The following is a 16,994-nucleotide window of genomic DNA, read 5'->3' on the forward strand; positions in this document are numbered from 1 at the left end:
CCGCTGCCGCTCGAAGGTCACTCGCGGGGTTGCACGGATGCGCGGAATCTCGCCGGTAGGGCAACGGCGGTTCCGTCCGGGTCGCGGTCATCGCGAACCCTCGGGTTCAGCGGCAGAGTGACACTCCCAGGTGCAGGACCGATGACCCAACTGGTGCGACACGACCATGTCCAGGTTGGCCGCCGTCTGGTAGCGCAGCTCCACGCAGAACTCGCACGGGACGGGCAGGGTCAGCTCCACCCCTTGATCACGGGCCCGTTCGCGGTAGTCGAAGATGCCGCAGCGCCGGACCTCGAGCCGGTACCCGCCGTCGTCCTCCGCCAATGTCTGGTCCGAGCCGTACACGTCCAACATGGCCGCCAGCGAACCGAGGACGCTGCGTTCCTGGTCGACCCGCTCGGGTAAACGCTTCCTCGTGGCGTCGGTGTTCATCCGCGCCACGTGAGCGGCCCACTCCGGAAGCCGCTCACGTCCCATGTACTTCTCGATGGCGGCCTGGGTGCGGAAGTACACCCCGAGCACGAACTCGTACTTCTCGCGGTCGGTCATCTCGGGCACACCATCACTCCTCTTGATTCAAGGGTTTCCTTGACCACGTGGCTCAACGACGTCGGCAACCGGCTCCACGCCCCGATGTCACCGAGATCGAGCACGCGGGACAGCTTCCAGCCGAGGTCCCCGCTCAACGTCGTCAACGGCGAGAGCACCTCTACCGGCCGGACGGTGAGGTGGTGGGCCGGGAAGACATGGGCGATCCGGCTGGCCGTCCGGTCCGCCCACCCGTTGTCGGGGAGCACATCCGTGGTCACCAGGCAGACGATCTCGTCCTCGTGGATGACCAGCATGTAGTTGAGGACGGTCGCGTCAGGCGAGCCATCCACCCACAGAGCGGACTCGACGTCTTCCTGGCGCACAGTGCCACCGGCGAAGGCGAGCACGTCCGACTCCCTCCCCCTGGTCCGCATGACCGGGAGCGCCAGTCCGCACGCGCACGGTGTCCCGACCACCTCGATCAGGTCGCCCGTCCGGTACCGCAGCAGCGGCCGGCCGGGCAGGTCGAGTGTGGTGACCACCAGTTCCCCGCTGTCGGCAGCGCCATCCACCACGCGGACACCGCGCTCGTCCAGCAACTCGAGGACATAGCTCTGCAGCTGCAGGTGGAGCTGACCGCGTTCACAGGTCACCGCGGTCGTCCCGGTCTCGGACGAGCCGAAGCTCCCGACCAACGCCTCCGCTCCCGTCAGACGGCTCAAGTGCCGCCGGCAAGCCGGACCGACCTGTTCGGCGATGAGCAGCAGGCGGTCGAACCGCGGCACCGCGAGGCCGTGCCGGGCGGCGAACTGGATCATCGCCAGCAATCGTGACGGGGCTCCCACGAAGACGTTCACCGACAGCTCGTCGATCAGCCGCAGCACCTTCGAGTAGTCGCCGTCGATGTAGTCCACCGTCGGCCGCAGTGACGTGATGCCGAGGTACTCGAACACCTTCTCGAACTGGTACGGAGCCGGCGCGAGCGCACCGATGATCAAGATCAGCGCGATGTCCCCCGGTGAGAGGAACCGGGCCCACATCTCACCGATGTTGACCGTGTTGACGATGAGGTCGTCGTCGGCCTTCGGTGCAGCCGAGGCCGGACCGGTGGTTCCGGATGTCTCGTAGTAGTGCAGGAACTCGCCGAGCGGCACCGTGAACGCGGCGTGGCTGTGAGCGCTCAGTTCACTCCTCGGCAGCAGGGGCAGTGCACCTAGCACCTCGGCAAGAGGCCGGAGGCGCCTGACGTCGTCGGCGAGCAGCGCCGGCACCGAGTCCGCGTAAAGTTCCGCGCGCGACGCGGCGGCGAGGATCTCGCGCAGTTTCTGGAGACGCAGCTCGTCCGAAACCGCTCTCCCCGTGTGGATGTCTGCAATGAGCGACTGGTGGCGCCGAAATGTTCGAGCGGCGGCCCGGCGACGCGCCTCGTCACGCATGAGCAACATGTGCACTCCCTCGCTTCCACACGACGTGACAGAGCAGGGCGAATCGAAGTTGTCGTCGAGCGAAACAGGCAGCCCGCCGTCGACCTGCAACGGACTCCAGCCCGGGCCTGCGGTGGTTGAGGTTGGCGGCGCGGGTCCAGAGTGGAGGCGCCACGACTCCGGCTTCGGCTACATACCAACGTATCTAGCACATCACGTTCCACCCGACGGAACGAGCGACGCTTCCGGGCAGGAGCCAACTACGCGCCCACCACCAAACAGGCTCATTGGGCACCAAAGTCGCCCGAACGGGCATTTAAACAACGGGGCTGGACGGATCGCGACGGGCAGACTGCGGGCAACAGGTCTGACAAAGATCGACATGTCAGGGGCGGTGAGAACCCGCAGGTTTGCCGGGTCCCGACTCCGATGGCACTTTCCCGACCCGGTCACAGGTCCAGCGTGCTCAGCAACACCAGCGCGTCGGCGGAGCGGGACCCCGGCTCGGCCGGCTGGGCGACCAGTCGCTGACCGGGTGCACTGCTGATCGGGAAGATCTCCGTGCGCAGGTCCAGTTCGCCGACGTCGGGGTGGAAGAAGGAGGTTCCGGGGCGGACCGCGCCGCGTGGCGCCGGTTCGGCCCAGAGCCCGCGGAACCGGGGACTGGCGATCGCGAGCTCGCCGACCAGCTCGCGCAGCCCGCGCTCGCCGGCGGTGCGGCCGGCGACCTGACGCAGGTCGTGCACGGCGGCGCGGGCCGTGGCCGTCCAGTCGCGGAAGAACTCGAGTGCCGCGGGGTCGAGGAAGATCATGCGGTGCAGGTTGTCGCGGTGGACGAAACGGGTGTGCAGTGCGCTGGCGAGGGCGTTGCGCGCCAGGACGTCGCCGGACCGGCCGAGAACGTAGGCGGGCGCCGCGGTCCAGTCGTCGAGCAGGACCAGCAGGTGCGGACTGACGCGCTCGGGCCGGTCGCGGGTCCGCCGGCGGGGCGCGGGGCGAGCCAGCCGGTGCAGCTCGATGGCGGCGCTCTCGTCCAGGCGCAGCGCATGTTTCAGGCTCTCCACCGTCTGGTGGGTCGGGCGCTCGTGGCCCTGTTCCAGCCTGGCGTAGTAGCCCGCGCTCAGCCCGGCGAGCAGGGCGACCTCGTCTCGCCGCAGGCCGGGAACTCGACGGCGACCCGCGGTGCTCAGCCCTGCGTGCGCACCTGCCGCAGGACTTACCGGCCTCCAGGGTGACGCGGGTGCCGACGGTCAGGCCGCGCCTGAGGTGGGCAGCGGACGGCCTTCGTAAGTCAGCTCGGATTTGCTCATGACGCGACGGTAAAGCGAGGAGTTGTGAATCTCTTGTGCGGAAGCTGTGAATGGCATGTTCCGCCAAACTCCACAGTGGACTACACGGACGCGGCCGGCACGACGGAGTTCGATGTGCGGGCTGCCTTCCCGAGCGGCGCACTTCACCTGTTCATCCCAGGTACAGCACACCTGGGCTTGTCCCGTTCGGCCAGACAGGGGCGATGAGGCGTTGTCAGGCGATCTGACGCGAGGCAGCGGAGTCACGGGCGGTATGACTCGACTCAAGGCCGGCAACGTTGATGCTTCGTCGAACACACCGAAATGACGGATATAATATTGGCAACATTCTCTTCAGCAGTTCACCGACATGGTCCAATAGTTTTCTGATCGCCCTGGACGAACCTGCGCGCTACTTTCCCCGAAACGACTCGGCCTGGCTGACCGGCGCGACGCGGACCTTGGCTCACTACGACACCTTCTCCACGTCGAATGGAGCGTCCGGGGCCCAGCTGCCTGCCCTGAGCATCAGGACCTTCGTCGTGGAGTGAGCTGGTCCCCTGTGGACACCGAGGTCCGGTGACCGAGGCGTGGGATCGCGCGGGGCGGTGGCGCGCCGCCGTTCGCCTTCTCGCCCTGAACGGCAAGGTGTGCGCCTGAGCCGCGACCGACTTTGACGTGCCTTCTCCGGAGAGGGCACGTCGGTCGGGCCGCAACGACGACTGGTACAGATCCAGCCGGTGACAGAGGCCGAGGACGCCCAACAGCGTCCGGTGATCACCCGAGCTCGCGAACGAGAGACGATCACCACGCGGCGGGACCGGGATGAGCTCGGCCACCACGCGTAGCGGCCTGCCCGCGCCCGCGGGTGCTTCCCACTTCTCGGCAGACGGCTGTCGACGCCGGGGTGCGGCTGTCCGTCGGCCGCACGGGTCAGTGCTGGGACAACGCGGTCGCCGAGTCGTTCTTCACCACCATCAAGACCGAGCTGCTCGACCGGCAGGCCTGGCCCACGAAAGCCAAGGCGCACAAGGCAATCTTCGAATGCATCGAGGGGCTGGTACAACACCCGCCGACGGCATTCCAGCCTCGGCTACCTCAGCCCCGTGGCCTCGGTCGAAGTTCCCGATGAGCTTGCCGGGGCGACCTTCACCAAGTCCTCGTGCTACCTGTCTCTCGACCATCCCGGCTATCTCGTACGGCTTTGAGCTGAGTGCCGGTGCGATACCTGGCGCGGAAGACCGTTTCGGCTTCAGGTTGGGATGAGTACGAGCATGTTGTGCTCCGGAACTAAGTGTGCCTTGGCGAGCTGGATTCGGTCATGCCTGGCCGACGATCGAGTTCCGTTCCTGGTTGATCATGGCTGTGAGATCGATCTGGTCGTAGTTGCTGAGGATGACCCCGCACCAGTCCAGGTCGCGATAGATGGTCCAGTTCGTCGACTCGCCCGCAGCACCGCCGCCGTGGGTGAGAAGCCGGTGGTTGTTCACGATGGGGGCGGTCGCGCCGTAAGCCATGAAACTCCGCACGGCGGGGTCCGCGGCTCGTTGGCGCATGGGAAGCTTCGCGCTCATGTACAGCTCGGTGTAGGCGGGGTTGAGCAGTTTCCCGTCCTGGAGCGCGCACGCGAACCGGACGAGGTCAGGCGCCGTCGAGAACGCATTGCCGCCGCCGGTGCCGATGAACATGCGTGACGCGCCTTGCCCGGTGCGCAGCGCGTCAACCCGTTGCCCGGAGGCATCGAGTGTGTAGGGATGGGCGATGCGCTGGTCGGTCAGCCACTGCGGTCTGGTGTAGAAGTCGGTGCGGGTCATGCCGGCCGGGGCGAAGACATGTGTGCGAACGTAGTCGTAGAAGGACTGCCCGGAGACCGCCGCCACGATCGCGCCGAGGGTGTCGTAGCCGTTGTTGCTGTACTGGTTCCCGGTGCCAGGGGCGAACTTCAGGGGTTCCTTCCGGATGATGTTCATGAGCTCGGTCATGACCTCGTCGGCACTGGTCCACGTGCCGGCCTTGGCGAGGAACTCCTGGTTGGCGAGCAGGTCGCCCATGCCGGAGGTGTGGGTGAGCAGGTGATGAACGGTCACGGTGTCGGCGATCGCGGCCGGGAAACCGTCCAAATGGGTTCCGAGCGTGTCGTAGAAGTTGATGTCGCCCCGCTGGGCCAGTTGCAAGATCGCCAGCGCGGTGAACGGTTTGGACGCCGACGCGAGCGCGAAGATGGTGTCCGCCCGGTTGGGTGTGGACAGTTGCTTGTCGGCCATGCCGTAGGACCTGGACAGCACCGTCTTTCCCCGGTGGCTGACCAGCACGGTGCCGGAGAACCTGTCCTGGGCTGCCAGTTGTGCGACGAAGCGGTCGTATGCTCCGCCGGGCCGCAGGTCTTCGGGTGTCCGGGACCCGTCGGCGGCGCCGGTACCGGAAGCGACGAGCATGGTGGCGGGTACTGCGCCCAGCATGCCGAGTACCGATCGCCGAGATGGTTTAGTCATCGTTGCTCCTGTCGTCGGTCGACGGCAGGAGATGCAACGCGACAGCGCGTTTCCCAGGTGTTTGCTGGGGCGCTAACGGGGAGGAAACACCCTGATCGGCGATCATGCCCGGATGCGGGTTCTGGTGGTTGAGGACGAGCCGATGCTGGCCGGCGCGATCGCGGAATGGTTGCGTGACGAGGCGTTCGCGGTGGACGTCGCGCACGACGGTGGCGCCGCACTCGACAGACTTGCGGTCAACGACTACGACGTCGTGGTCCTTGACCGGGATCTGCCAGTCGTCCACGGCGACGACGTCTGCCGTGAACTGGTCGAGTCGTCAGCTCCCACGCGCGTGCTGATGCTCACCGCTGCCGCGGATGTCACCGACCGCGTCGCCGGGCTGGGCCTCGGTGCGGACGACTACCTCACCAAACCCTTCGCCTTCCCCGAGCTGGCCGCCCGCATCCACTCACTGGGACGACGCTCCCGCCCGGCCGCCCCGCCGGTGCTGCGCCGGGCCGGGATCACCCTCGACCCCGCACGCCACCAGGTGTTCCGCGACGGCCATTACCTTCCCTTGTCCAGAAAGGAGTTCGCCGTCCTCACCGAACTGCTGCGCGCCGAGGGAGCGACGGTCTCCGCCGAGTTCCTGTTGGAGAAGGCATGGGACGAACACGCCGACCCGTTCACCGGGACCGTCCGGCTCACCATCCTGAAGCTGCGGCGCAAACTCGGCGACCCACCCGTCATCGAGACCGTCACCGGAGTGGGCTACCGGATCGCGTGATGCCGCCGCGTCGCATCACCCTGCGGGCCCGGCTGACCCTGATCTACGGTGGTCTGTTCGCCGTCGCCGGAGTCGTGTTGCTCGGCACCACCTACGCGCTGTTCGACCAGCAGCTCGCCAACCCGGGCCGACTGCTCGTCGCCCGCGGCGCTGACGGCTGGCCGGTGACGAAGGAAGGGTTCGTGTTCACCGATGCCGGCGAACTGCTGGCCGGAGCGGACGCCGAACGGTGGATGAAGCAACAGCGGGAAATGCTGCACAACGCCGCCACCACCTCACTACTCGCCCAGGGCTCGATCGCGCTCGGCGTGGTCACCGGCCTCGCGGCCGGTTTCGGCTGGCTGGCCGCTGGCCGGGCGCTCGTCCCGCTGCGCCGGGTCACCGATACCGCCAGACGAATCGCCGCGGCGCCGGCCGCCGATCGGGGCCTGCCCGAACGCATCACCTCGCACGGCCCGCACGACGAGGTCACCGACCTCGCCGATGCTTTCAACACCATGGTGCGACGGCTCGACCGGTCCTTCGACGGTCAGCGCCGCTTCGTCGCCAACGCCTCCCACGAGCTGCGCACCCCGTTGACGCTGGGGCGCTCCCTGGTCGAACTGGCCATGCACCGCAAGTCCGCCTCCGCGGACGTCAAAGAACTCGGCAAGCACCTGCTGGAGATCAACTCACGGCACGAACAGCTGATCTCCGGCCTGTTACTGCTGGCCAAATCGGAGCACGAGATCACCGAACGACTCCCGGTCGACCTGGCCGACCTGGTCACCCACGTCGTCGCACAAACCACGCCTGAGGCAGCGAACACCGAGATCACCCTCCATGAGCACGCCGACAACGCGCCCACCTCCGGCGACGCCCTGCTGCTTGAGCGACTCGTGCACAACCTCGTGGAGAACGGCATCCGACACAACACAGGACCCGGCGGCCACGTCACGATCACCAGCCGCAGCCGCGACGACGGCACGGTCGAACTGGAGGTGACCAACACCGGTCCTGTTGTGCCACAGGACGAAATCCCCGCGCTCTTCGAGCCGTTCCGCCGCCTGCACACCAACCATCCGCCCACCGCCAAAGGCGCCGGGCTCGGCCTGTCCATCGTCCGATCGGTGGCGCAGGCCCACGGCGGCCAAGCCACCGCACACCCAGGCCATGACGGCGGACTGATCGTCACCGTCACGCTCCCAGCTGCCGCAACGCAACACACCTGATCCTCGGTCCTCAGATCATCCCGACCTCACGGAGGTCGGCGATGTCGGCTGGGGAGTTCTCGAACCCTCGACTCGTTCCCATGCCGATGAGCGGCACGGTCAGTATTTTCGTGTCGCAACAAAGAGGAGATAGAGCAGTCGCACCGTCACGCTCACGATCATGCCTGCAGGACGACAGAACCTGATCACCGCACCTCAGCACGGTATCCGGGCTGACCAACAGCCGGAGCCGACGCAACGTCGCGCGCGCCAAGGGCACAAGCAAGGCTGCGAGCAACACCCTCTCCTCCGATCTCGACATCCTTCTCCCGAGCGGACATGCGCAGAAGCCACAGCGCGGCGAAAGCGTGGGAGACAGCGAGGTAGGCGATGCGAACCAGCACGGCCGCGATCATGCCCGATGACGACCTCTACCCACCGACGCCTGCTGACCTGCACGGACGTATTTCCCGGCGCGCACATGCGCGATAGCGAGGCACGGCGTTCCGGCTGCCACGCGGCCGTCACGCGTGAATGAAGTACGAACAATTCGCACTCGACACGTCCTACGTCCACCGCTTTCTCACATGGACCGCTCGTCGAATTCATCGAACCACCACTCGATTCGACTGTCGAACCGCAGCGCACGTGAAGCGAGGACCTGACGGCGCCCGCGCGCAGCCACCCCTCAAGCTAAAAACTCACCCGAATTTTAGCAATCCTGAATACACTCCAACGATCCACCGCTCAGCCGGAAGAAATGTTTTCGTCGTGTCTTGACCGCTTCGAAATCATCCTTCACAGTTCAATGGCACCAGTCCTCCAACCGGAAGCGAGGATGTCGCCGGCATGAACATCCGAGCACGGCAGCGAAAGATCGCGGTGGCCACGATCATCCTGGGCGTGGTCTCCGCGAGCGTCACCGGCACCTCGGCCGCGGCACCCGAAGGACCGTGTCCCGGCGGGCCGTTCGGCACTCCGCTGCCCTCACCGAACCTGACCGCGGCCAAGATCAAGGACGGGTTCAACTTCCTGGAGGGCCCGACCTGGGACGCGGCGACGCAAACCCTGTTGCTGTCCAACATGTACGACGGCACCGGCCCGCAGAACGTCCAGCCTTCGGACATCCTGCGGTACACCCCCTCGACGGGCACGTTCACCACGTTCGTCAAGAACGCGGGCAGCAACGGCCTGGCGATCAGCCGTGACGGCACGTCCGTCCTCGCGGCGACCCACGACCAGCGCAGCCTGTCCTCGTACGACCTGACCACCGGGCGGCGGGCGACGATCGCGGCGACCTACCAGGGACGACTGTTCAACTCTCCCAACGATGTCACCGTCGCCGCGAACGGAACGGCCTACTTCACCGACCCGAACTTCCAGCGCGCGAACCGCCCGGACCAGATGTCGGGCAGGACCGGCGTCTTCCGCGTCACCAACGGTCTCGTCACCCTGATCGACGACACGATCCGCCAGCCGAACGGCATCGAGCTCTCCCCCGACGGCAAGACCCTCTACGTCGGCGGCAACGCGACCGGCAAGATCTACCGCTACCCCGTCAACGCGGACGGGAGCACCGGACAGCGCAGCGACTTCGCGTCGCTCGACGGCACCGACGGCGGCACCGTCGACTGCGCGGGAAACCTGTACCAGGCCACCTACGGCAGCGGAAAGGTCCACGTGTACTCCCCGGCCGGCAAGCTCCTCGGCACGATCTCCGCCGGCCGCAACACGACCAACGTCGCCTTCGGCGGCCCCGACCGGAAAACCCTCTACATCACGTCGGGTACCGCATCCACCGGCGGCAACACCGGAAACTTCGGCCTGTACAGCATTCGCCTGAACGTTCCCGGCTGGCCCTACTGACCCCGGCACATTTCGACAGTCCAGGCGAACGTGTCACGCCGGGCCGCGCCTTGTACGTGCCGAAAACTGCATCCGTGCTGGTTAAGCGACACGGTGGTACTCGTGGACGACTCCCCCAAAACGGTCACGTCGTTCCACGGCGAAGCGTTCGATCTGATCGGGCTCAAGAGGCTGCGGCCGGGCCCTCAAGGGTGCTGCGGCGTCGAGTGATCGGTGGGTCCGGTGCTCGTTGTAGTGCCTCTCGTACTCGCGCAGCGCGTTGTCGCCGGCTGCGCGCACTCACCGGCCCAGAGAGCCGCCCGCGGAAGCCGTGGCTGACCGCCCGAGAAGCCTGCCACGCCCGGCCCCGACCGGGTACCGGGCGTCGGCGTGGTGCGGCTCAGCACTCAGCCGCCTGGCGGTCGAGCTGCTCACGAACGCTGCGCGGACGCATGTCCGTCCAGTGCTGGTTCACGTAGTCGAGGCAGGCCTGCCGGGTCTCCTCGCCGTGGACCACGGTCCAGCCGTCGGGGATGGTGGCGAGCGTCGCCGGCCACAGGGAGTGCTGGTCCTCGTCGTTGACCACCACGAAGAAGCGGCCGTCCTCGTCGTCGAAGGGACTGGTGCGCATCGGGAAACTCCGTCTCAGTAGATGGTGCGGTCGTCCGCGCTGCGGCGGTGTGCGCGCGACTTGCGGAGGTCGCGGGCGATGTTCAGGCGGGTGAGCCAGCGGTCGGTGCCGTCGAAGCGGGCGGTGAACGGCTCACGGCCGTGTGTTCCCCGGTAGTTGTCCAGGAAGAGGATCTCGCCTGGTGCCAGGGCGTAGCCGGAGATGTTCGCGTCGATGGCCTTGACGATCGTGTCCAGTGCGGCGGCGGCCTCGGGGTCCGACGCGGGTACTTCCATGAAGTACGGGTCGAGGCGCAGGTACGGGTTCTCCTGCGGTCCGAAGAGGACTGCGATGGGCTCGGGGTCGGTGTCCAGCCGGGAGATCCACTCGTAGCTGCGGTCACGCAGGCGGCGCAGCTGTTCGTCGCCGTCGTCGTGCTGGCGGTTGGCGGCGAGGTGGGAGCGGTCGGGGCGGATCGGGAACCGTTCCTGGCGCAGGACTTCGACGACGTCCGCCGGCAGGTCGACGCCTTCCAGTGAGCCGTAGGTGGTGCGCACGCCGTCCGGGTTGCGCAGGCACATCAGGCCCACGTAGTCGGTGCGCATCGGGTGGAAAGCGTCCTCGATGTGCCACGTGAGCAGTTCCTCGCTGCCCGAGCCGAGCTGCTCGTACTGGTGCTCCTTGATGGGGAACACGTCGTGCAGCAGCCGGCCGTCCTGCTGGGTCGACCAGGCGATCGGGTCGCCCAGCAACGACGCGCACAGGTAGAAGAACAGGTCTTCCGCCAGCGTGGGCCTGCCCTCGCCGCCGCAGTCCTTCCAGTGCGCCGGGGTGAGTCCGATGCGCTCGTCGTCGATCGGGTAGCCGCCGACGACGCACAGCGGATGTGGCTCGGTGAGGCGGAACTCGGTCAGGCCCGCGCGCAGGGCGCGGGGCAGTTCGTGGGCGATGACGGTGGCCTCGCGGACGAAGGCCGGGTCCTCGACCGTCTGGTACCGCTGCGCCAGCGAGGTGACGAGCGCACCGGCCTCTTCGATGTCCGATGTGGACAGTTCAACTCTGAACACGGGTCTTCTCCCCCACGAGTGCGAGCGTTTCGAGGCCTCTGGCGAACGAGGCAGGGGAACCGCCGTAGCCCAGCCGGACGCGGGTCGGGTCCCCGAAGCACGACCCCGGCACCAGGAGCGTGCGGTGGTCGCGCGCCAGGTCGTGGCAGAAGGCGGTGGTGTCGGTGTGGCCGAGCAGTCGCGGGAACGTGGTGACGCCGCCCATCGGCTCCGGCAGGTCCACGAGGTCCGGGTGGTCGGCGGCCCAACGGCGCAGCAGCGCCAGGTTGCCGCGGGCGCTCGCCATGCGCGGGCCGACCAGCAGGTCGGCGTGCCGGGCGACGCGGGTGGCGAGCAGCTCGACCAGCGGCGAGAGGTGCAGCGTCATGCGGTCGCGCAGGTCCAGGGTGCCGCGCAGGACCTCGTGCGGCGCGATCGCCCAGCCGACCCGCAGTCCCGGCAGGCCGTAGCCCTTGGACAGCGTGCCGATGGAGATCGCCTTGTCGTAGTCGTGCACGGGATCGACCAGCGGCTCGCCCTCGACGACCATCTCGCGGAACGCCTGGTCCCACACCAGGTGCGCGCCGGCCTCCGCGCACACCGCGACCAGTTCGTCGCGCTGTTGCGGAGTGAGCGACGCACCGGTCGGGTTGTGCGGGAAGTTCACGACGACAGCCTTGGCGCCGTCGATCACCGCACGCAGGTCGTCGAGGTCGGGCCGGAAGTTGTTTTCCGGTCGTAGCGGCCACACGCGCAGTTCACAGCCCATGGTCCGGGCGATCGACGTGTGCGTGTGGTAGGTCGGCTCGGTGACGACGACGGCGTCGCTGGGGTCGAGCAGGGTGCTCAGCACGAGGTAGATCGCCTCGCTGCCGCCGTGCGTGACCATGACCCGGTCGGGGTCGCCGGTCCCCCACTGCTCGGCGATCGCGGTGCGCACCTCCTCGCTGCCGAACGACGTGCTGTCGCGGAACACCACGGCGTCGAGCTCGTCGGTGGTGATGCCGAGCAGCGCGCGCAGGTCGGCGAGCGAGTAGTCCTCGACGCCGCTGCTGCCGATGTCGTCGTCCACCGCGAAGTAGTACAGACGCATCCAGTCCTCGAGGGGCGCTGGTTCGAACTTCATGAGGCGGTGCCTTTCATCGGTAGGCCGAGGACTGCAGCTCGTACAGCTCGGCGTAGAGGTCGGGGTGGGCCATGAGCTGCTCGTGGCTGCCCATCTCGCGGACGCGGCCGCCGTCGAGGACGACGATCAGGTCGGCCATGCGCACCGTGGAGAAGCGGTGCGACACCAGCAACGTCACCGCTCCCCTGGACCGCCCTGCCCTGGCCGCACCGGCGAAGCGCTCGAACAACGCGTGCTCCGTCTGCGGGTCGAGCGCGGCGGTGGGCTCGTCGAACACCGCGAGCAACGGCTCGGTGCGCAGCAGGCCGCGGGCGAGGGCGAGCTTCTGCCACTGCCCACCGGACAGCTCGACGCCGCCGTCCCACGCTCGGCCCAGTCCGGTGTCGAGGCCGCGCGGCAGGCCTTCGACGACCGAGGTCGCGCCGGCCCGTTCGAGAGCCGCGTGCAGTGCCGCGTCGTCGTCGATCCGGTCGATGTCCGCCACACCAACGGTTTCGCGGGCCAGGAGCTGCAGCTCCACGAAGTCCTGGAAGGCGCCGGTGAGCCGGGTTCGCCACTCGCGGGTCGGGATGCGGCGCAGGTCCACGCCGTCGACCAGGATCTCGCCGCCGTCCGGTTCGTAGAAGTCGCACAGCAGCTTCACGAGGGTGGACTTGCCCGCGCCGTTCTCGCCGATCAGCGCCACCACGGACCCGGCGGGCAGATGCAGGGACACACCGTCGAGGACCGTGCGTTCGCTGCCCGGATACCGGTAGGTGACGTCGACGAGGTCGATGCCGCGGCTCAGCGACGCGGGCGGGGCGGCTGGCTCGTCCGGCCGCTTGCCGCTGGTGGCGGCGAACCGTTCGAGCCAGACGTAGCGCCGCGCCTGCTTGAGGCACCACAGGAAGTCACCGCTGTAGCCCACCGAGGTGGCGACGACCGCGGCCATCTCGATGGTGAGCCCGACGACCAGGACGACGTCGCCGACGGTGGCCTGGCCCTTCACGGCGAGCCAGACGACCAGCGCGACCGCACCGACGAACCCGGCCGCGTTGATCACGGCGTCGACGCTCTTGAGTGCGGCACCTCGCCAGGCCGCGCGGTTGCGGGTGTCGAGCACCTCGCCGGACGCCTCGTGGTGACGCCGGACCAGCTCGCGGGTGAGCCCGAAGACCCGCAGCTCCTTGCCCGCACCGGCGTTCGTGCCGATGTCGAACAGGTGGCGGCGCAGGCGTTCCGGTTCGCCGGTGTCCTCCTGCGCGTCGACGGCGAGGTCGTTGGCCCGGCTGGTGATCCACAACGAGATGAACGCCAGCAGCGCCAACGAGATGAGTGCCGGGTGGACCTCGGCGAGCAGGACCGCCGTGGCGCCGAACCCGACGAAGGCGCTGATCAGACCCGCCGTGGCGTTGGTCATCTCGGCCAGGCTCTCGCGTTCCTCGCGCAACAGCTGGATCTGGTCGAGGTACTCGGGGTTCTCGTGCGGTGCCAGGCTGTCGATCCCGCCGAGCAGGCGCATGAGGGTGCGGTCGGACAACGCCTGGGTGCGTTCGAGGACCGCGAACACGCAGTGGGCGTTGTAGTACTGGGCGACGATGAGCAGCCCGGTGGCGGCGGCGATGCCGAGCCCCGCGGTGAGCGCGAGGTTCAGGTCGCGTTCAGTGGCGGCGTCGACGAGGACCTTGGCGCCGTACGCGATCATCGGGCCGGTGAGCGCGAGCGCGATCTCGGTCGCGATCTGGAAGAACGCGTACCAGCGCGCCGCGCGGAAACCGAAGCTGATCGTGGTGACGAAGGCCCGCCAGGTGTCACGCATCGAGGCCTCCCGCGGGCTGGAACCGTTCCGCCTGCAGGCGGAAGAGGTGGGCGTAGCGGCCGTCCAGGTCGAGCAGCTCGTCGTGCGCACCGGCTTCGACGACCTGCCCGCCGGACACGACCACGATCCGGTCGGCACGCCGCACAGTGGAGAAGCGGTGCGAGATGAGGATCGTGGTGAGCCCCTGGGTGAGGTCCAGGAACCGTTCGTACAGCTCGGCTTCCGCCCGCACGTCCAGTGCCGCCGCTGGTTCGTCGAGCACGAGCACCTTGGCGCCCGCCTCGACGGCGAACATCGCGCGGGCCAGTGCGACGCGCTGCCACTGCCCGCCCGAGAGGTCGACACCATCGGTGTAGGCCTGCGACAGCACGGTGTCCCAGCCGTTCGGCAACGACTCGATCAGGTCACCGATCCCCGCGCGGTCGGCGGCGCGGCGCAGCATGTCCTCGTCGCCCGCGTGCTCGGGGGCTCCGAGACCGATGTTGTCGCGCACCGGCAGGTGATAGCGCGTGAAGTCCTGGAACAGCACGGCCACCTGCCTGCGCCACGCCTCGGAATCGAGACTGGCGAGGTCGGCGCCGTCGACGGTGATCTTGCCCGCTGTCGGTTCGTAGAAACCGGCGAGCAGCTTCACGAGCGAGGTCTTGCCCGCGCCGTTGTCACCGACGACCGCCAACGATCCCCCTGCCGGGACCACGAGATCCAGTCCACTGAGAACGTCGCGTTCGGTGTCGGGATAGCGGAACGACACGCCCTCGTAGCGGATCTCCTGCACCGGAACGTCCGGGTTGACGGGGAGACCGGACTCCGGGGGCGCGCTGTCGGCGAGACGCTTCTCCAGGGACAGCACCTTGGGCACGGTGACGGCGGCGTGCGACAGGTACAGGTGCTCGTCGCCGACCGCGTAGTCGTTGGCGTTGGCCAGTGCCTCCACGAACACGGCGAGGGCGGCGAGCGTCAGGTCTCCCCGCACCGCGGCGTACGCCAGCAGGGCGTAGGACAGGGCGTTGATCACCAGGATCGCGGACGCGGAGCCGAGCACCATGCCCGGCCGCGGCCGCCGCGCCCTGCGGATCGGGCCGACACCGGCCTGCCACAACGTGTCGAAGCGGGTGACGAGCCAGCCGAGAACGCCCCAGAGCCTGACTTCCTTGGCAGGCGGTGGATCCAGCGCCAGGTCGCGGACGTACTCGGCCTGCCGCAGCTGGGCGCTCTGCCCGAACCCCTCCTCTCCGACGCGGAGGTAGTCGCGCTGCATCCGGTAGACGATGATCGGCCAGACCACGAGCCACAGCAGGCCGAGCCACCAGTGGAACCAGGTGAGCACGGCCGCCGAGCCGACGGCCCGCAGCCACGACGTGAGCACCTCCGGCAGGGCTTCGACGGTCTGGCCCGGCCGGTACGCGCTCATGCCGAGGCCCCGCACGATGCGGATCTCGTCGATCACGGCCGGGTCCTCCAGGTGGGCGATGCCCCTCGGTCTGGCCAGCGCCGTGAGCACCACCTCCTGCAGGTACCGGTCGACGTCGCGGCCGAGCGTGGACACGGTGGCCCGCAGCAGGGGTGACGTCAGGCGCTCGACGAGGATCGTGATCGCGACGGCGACCAGCAGGGTGCCCACCCGCCCGGCCGCGGCCGAGTCCGCACCGTCGCGCGCGGCACCTTCGATCGCGCCGATGAGCAGGCCGGTCAGGACGGCGATCCCGATGGGCAGGACGGCGCTCACCACCACCCCGCCCGCCAGGAGTGCCGTGCGCGGCCGGCTGACCCGTGGCAGGACTCGGAGGACGGCGAGGATGCCCTTGGCGGTGGGCGGGAGGTTGTGGAGCGGGTTCGGCATGAGGTCCGTGTCCGTCAGATCAGGCGGGCGGTCGCCGAGGCGCGCCGCTCGTGCGACTTGCGCAGGTCGGTGGTGATGCTGACCCGCTTGAGCCAGCGGTCGGTGCCGTCGTAGCGGGCCTGGAACGCCTGCCGGCCGTGCGCGAGCCGGTGGTTGTTGATGACGAGGACGTCCCCCGGCTCGAGGGCGACGTCCAAACAGGACGACTCCAGGAGCTCGTTGACCGCCTCCAGGGCCTCGCGTGCGGCGGGGTCGCGAGGGGTCTCCATGAAGTACGGGTCGAGGCGCATGTACGGGTGCTTGTGGGACCCGTAGAGCACGGCGACGCGGTTGTCGTCGGCCTTCATCTCGGCGATCTCGGCGAACTCGGCGTCGACGCCCTCGGTGACGTTGTGCTTCGCCAGGTGCGAGTCGTCCGGCCGGATCAGGAAGTTCGGCTCGTGCAGGAGGTCCAGGTGCTCGGCGGCGAGCGTCGTGAGATCCGGTTCCGAGACGATCGTGGCGATCCGGTCCGGGTTGCGCAGGCACTCCAGCAGGAGGTAGTCGGCGCGCCACGGGTGGAAGGCGTCCTCGGTGTGCAGCGTGAGCGTGTCGGTGCTGCCGATCCCCATCTGCTCGGTCTCGAAACCCTTGATGGGGAAGATGTCGTGCACGAGCCGCGCGTCCTGCTGGGTCTTCCAGCCGAACGGCTCACCGAGCAGAGAACCGTGCAGCAGCAGGAGGATCTCCTCGGCGAACTCCGGCGTCGGCGTCGGCCGGCCGCGCCAGTGCTGCGGTGTCGGGCCGATGCGTTCGTCGTCGATGACGTGGCCGCGGACCACGCAGTAGCCGAGCTCGTCCTCCAGCGCGAAGTCACGCAGGAAGCGGCGCTGGCCCAAGGGCAGTTCGGTGGCGAGCAGCGGAAGGTCGCGCAGCAGCTGCTCGTCCTCCGGGCCCGAGTACTCCTTGGCGATGCGCAGTGTCAGGTTCTCGACCTCGGCGGCCTCCTCGGCCGTCAGGTGATAGATCCTCTTCGACGTGGACAAGGACTGCTC

Annotated in this window: 15 protein-coding genes; 4 read left to right on the plus strand and 11 right to left on the minus strand. The window is 68.2% G+C overall.

Annotation, left to right across the window (positions count from 1 at the left end; genetic code table 11):
• Nucleotides 1-87 precede the first annotated feature (87 nt).
• The 3 genes from AOM45_RS14360 to AOM45_RS14370 form a co-directional block, all read right to left on the minus strand.
• The gene (locus AOM45_RS14360) at nucleotides 88-558 is read right to left on the minus strand and encodes a hypothetical protein (RefSeq protein WP_030471417.1); all 471 of its coding nucleotides are present in this window, start codon (nucleotides 556-558) and stop codon (nucleotides 88-90) included.
• On the minus strand, nucleotides 546-1,976 hold the full coding sequence (locus AOM45_RS14365; protein WP_156094210.1) for a phenylacetate--CoA ligase family protein: 1,431 nt from the start codon (nucleotides 1,974-1,976) through the stop codon (nucleotides 546-548). Before AOM45_RS14365 ends, AOM45_RS14360 begins: the two co-directional genes overlap by 13 nt.
• Nucleotides 1,977-2,404: 428 nt before the next feature.
• Nucleotides 2,405-3,019: an MmyB family transcriptional regulator gene (locus tag AOM45_RS14370; protein ID WP_201779962.1), complete on the minus strand. Its 615-nt coding sequence runs from the start codon at nucleotides 3,017-3,019 to the stop codon at nucleotides 2,405-2,407.
• Nucleotides 3,020-4,151: 1,132 nt separating this feature from the next.
• Here AOM45_RS14370 and AOM45_RS53795 point away from each other — a divergent pair.
• Nucleotides 4,152-4,376 (plus strand): integrase core domain-containing protein, encoded by a 225-nt coding sequence (locus tag AOM45_RS53795; protein WP_162185731.1) that lies wholly within the window; start codon nucleotides 4,152-4,154, stop codon nucleotides 4,374-4,376.
• A gap of 187 nt (nucleotides 4,377-4,563) precedes the next feature.
• Here AOM45_RS53795 and AOM45_RS14375 read toward each other — a convergent pair whose 3' ends face one another.
• Nucleotides 4,564-5,736 (minus strand): serine hydrolase domain-containing protein, encoded by a 1,173-nt coding sequence (locus AOM45_RS14375; protein WP_030471420.1) that lies wholly within the window; start codon nucleotides 5,734-5,736, stop codon nucleotides 4,564-4,566.
• Nucleotides 5,737-5,848: 112 nt separating this feature from the next.
• On the opposite strand from AOM45_RS14375, the gene AOM45_RS14380 reads away from it, so the two are divergent.
• The gene (locus AOM45_RS14380; RefSeq protein WP_030471421.1) at nucleotides 5,849-6,505 is read left to right on the plus strand and encodes a response regulator transcription factor; all 657 of its coding nucleotides are present in this window, start codon (nucleotides 5,849-5,851) and stop codon (nucleotides 6,503-6,505) included.
• Nucleotides 6,505-7,716, plus strand: coding sequence for a sensor histidine kinase (locus AOM45_RS14385; protein ID WP_030471422.1), 1,212 nt, complete (start codon nucleotides 6,505-6,507; stop codon nucleotides 7,714-7,716). The genes AOM45_RS14380 and AOM45_RS14385 overlap by 1 nt, the downstream gene beginning before the upstream one ends.
• A 185-nt stretch (nucleotides 7,717-7,901) precedes the next feature.
• Here AOM45_RS14385 and AOM45_RS50870 read toward each other — a convergent pair whose 3' ends face one another.
• Nucleotides 7,902-8,111: a hypothetical protein gene (locus AOM45_RS50870; protein WP_201779963.1), complete on the minus strand. Its 210-nt coding sequence runs from the start codon at nucleotides 8,109-8,111 to the stop codon at nucleotides 7,902-7,904.
• Between the two features lie 433 nt (nucleotides 8,112-8,544).
• Here AOM45_RS50870 and AOM45_RS14390 point away from each other — a divergent pair, with 433 nt between their 5' ends.
• The gene (locus tag AOM45_RS14390; protein WP_030471424.1) at nucleotides 8,545-9,561 is read left to right on the plus strand and encodes an SMP-30/gluconolactonase/LRE family protein; all 1,017 of its coding nucleotides are present in this window, start codon (nucleotides 8,545-8,547) and stop codon (nucleotides 9,559-9,561) included.
• Between the two features lie 379 nt (nucleotides 9,562-9,940).
• On the opposite strand, the gene AOM45_RS14395 is transcribed toward AOM45_RS14390, so the two are convergent.
• Genes AOM45_RS14395 through gntD (AOM45_RS14420) form a run of 6 tightly spaced genes read right to left on the minus strand, consistent with a single transcriptional unit; the run spans nucleotide 9,941 to nucleotide 16,985 of the window.
• Nucleotides 9,941-10,171: an MbtH family protein gene (locus AOM45_RS14395; RefSeq protein WP_030471425.1), complete on the minus strand. Its 231-nt coding sequence runs from the start codon at nucleotides 10,169-10,171 to the stop codon at nucleotides 9,941-9,943.
• Nucleotides 10,172-10,185: 14 nt separating this feature from the next.
• Nucleotides 10,186-11,217, minus strand: a complete 1,032-nt coding sequence (gene gntD, locus AOM45_RS14400; RefSeq protein ID WP_030471426.1) for a guanitoxin biosynthesis L-enduracididine beta-hydroxylase GntD — start codon at nucleotides 11,215-11,217, stop codon at nucleotides 10,186-10,188.
• Complete coding sequence (gene vioD, locus AOM45_RS14405; protein WP_030471427.1) at nucleotides 11,204-12,322, minus strand: capreomycidine synthase; 1,119 nt, start codon at nucleotides 12,320-12,322, stop codon at nucleotides 11,204-11,206. The genes gntD (AOM45_RS14400) and vioD overlap by 14 nt, the downstream gene beginning before the upstream one ends.
• A 13-nt stretch (nucleotides 12,323-12,335) precedes the next feature.
• Complete coding sequence (locus AOM45_RS14410) at nucleotides 12,336-14,120, minus strand: ABC transporter ATP-binding protein (protein ID WP_051784340.1); 1,785 nt, start codon at nucleotides 14,118-14,120, stop codon at nucleotides 12,336-12,338.
• Nucleotides 14,113-15,960, minus strand: a complete 1,848-nt coding sequence (locus AOM45_RS14415; protein WP_035912611.1) for an ABC transporter ATP-binding protein — start codon at nucleotides 15,958-15,960, stop codon at nucleotides 14,113-14,115. The genes AOM45_RS14410 and AOM45_RS14415 overlap by 8 nt, the downstream gene beginning before the upstream one ends.
• 14 nt (nucleotides 15,961-15,974) lie before the next feature.
• A complete protein-coding gene (gntD, locus tag AOM45_RS14420; RefSeq protein WP_030471430.1) occupies nucleotides 15,975-16,985 on the minus strand; it encodes a guanitoxin biosynthesis L-enduracididine beta-hydroxylase GntD in 1,011 nt (336 codons plus the stop codon).
• Between the last annotated feature and the right edge of the window lie 9 nt (nucleotides 16,986-16,994).

Source organism: Lentzea aerocolonigenes, assembly GCF_000974445.1.
GTDB classification, from domain to species: Bacteria; Actinomycetota; Actinomycetes; order Mycobacteriales; family Pseudonocardiaceae; genus Lentzea; species Lentzea aerocolonigenes.

Coding starts and splice junctions, on each gene's coding strand:
- AOM45_RS14365 (WP_156094210.1), bottom strand. CDS start 1,976: ATGTTGCTCATGCGTGACGAGGCGCGTCGCCGGGCCGCCGCTCGAACA.
- AOM45_RS14375 (WP_030471420.1), bottom strand. CDS start 5,736: ATGACTAAACCATCTCGGCGATCGGTACTCGGCATGCTGGGCGCAGTA.
- AOM45_RS14380 (WP_030471421.1), top strand. CDS start 5,849: ATGCGGGTTCTGGTGGTTGAGGACGAGCCGATGCTGGCCGGCGCGATC.
- AOM45_RS14385 (WP_030471422.1), top strand. CDS start 6,505: ATGCCGCCGCGTCGCATCACCCTGCGGGCCCGGCTGACCCTGATCTAC.
- AOM45_RS50870 (WP_201779963.1), bottom strand. CDS start 8,111: ATGATCGCGGCCGTGCTGGTTCGCATCGCCTACCTCGCTGTCTCCCAC.
- AOM45_RS14390 (WP_030471424.1), top strand. CDS start 8,545: ATGAACATCCGAGCACGGCAGCGAAAGATCGCGGTGGCCACGATCATC.
- AOM45_RS14395 (WP_030471425.1), bottom strand. CDS start 10,171: ATGCGCACCAGTCCCTTCGACGACGAGGACGGCCGCTTCTTCGTGGTG.
- vioD (WP_030471427.1), bottom strand. CDS start 12,322: ATGAAGTTCGAACCAGCGCCCCTCGAGGACTGGATGCGTCTGTACTAC.
- AOM45_RS14410 (WP_051784340.1), bottom strand. CDS start 14,120: ATGCGTGACACCTGGCGGGCCTTCGTCACCACGATCAGCTTCGGTTTC.
- AOM45_RS14415 (WP_035912611.1), bottom strand. CDS start 15,960: ATGCCGAACCCGCTCCACAACCTCCCGCCCACCGCCAAGGGCATCCTC.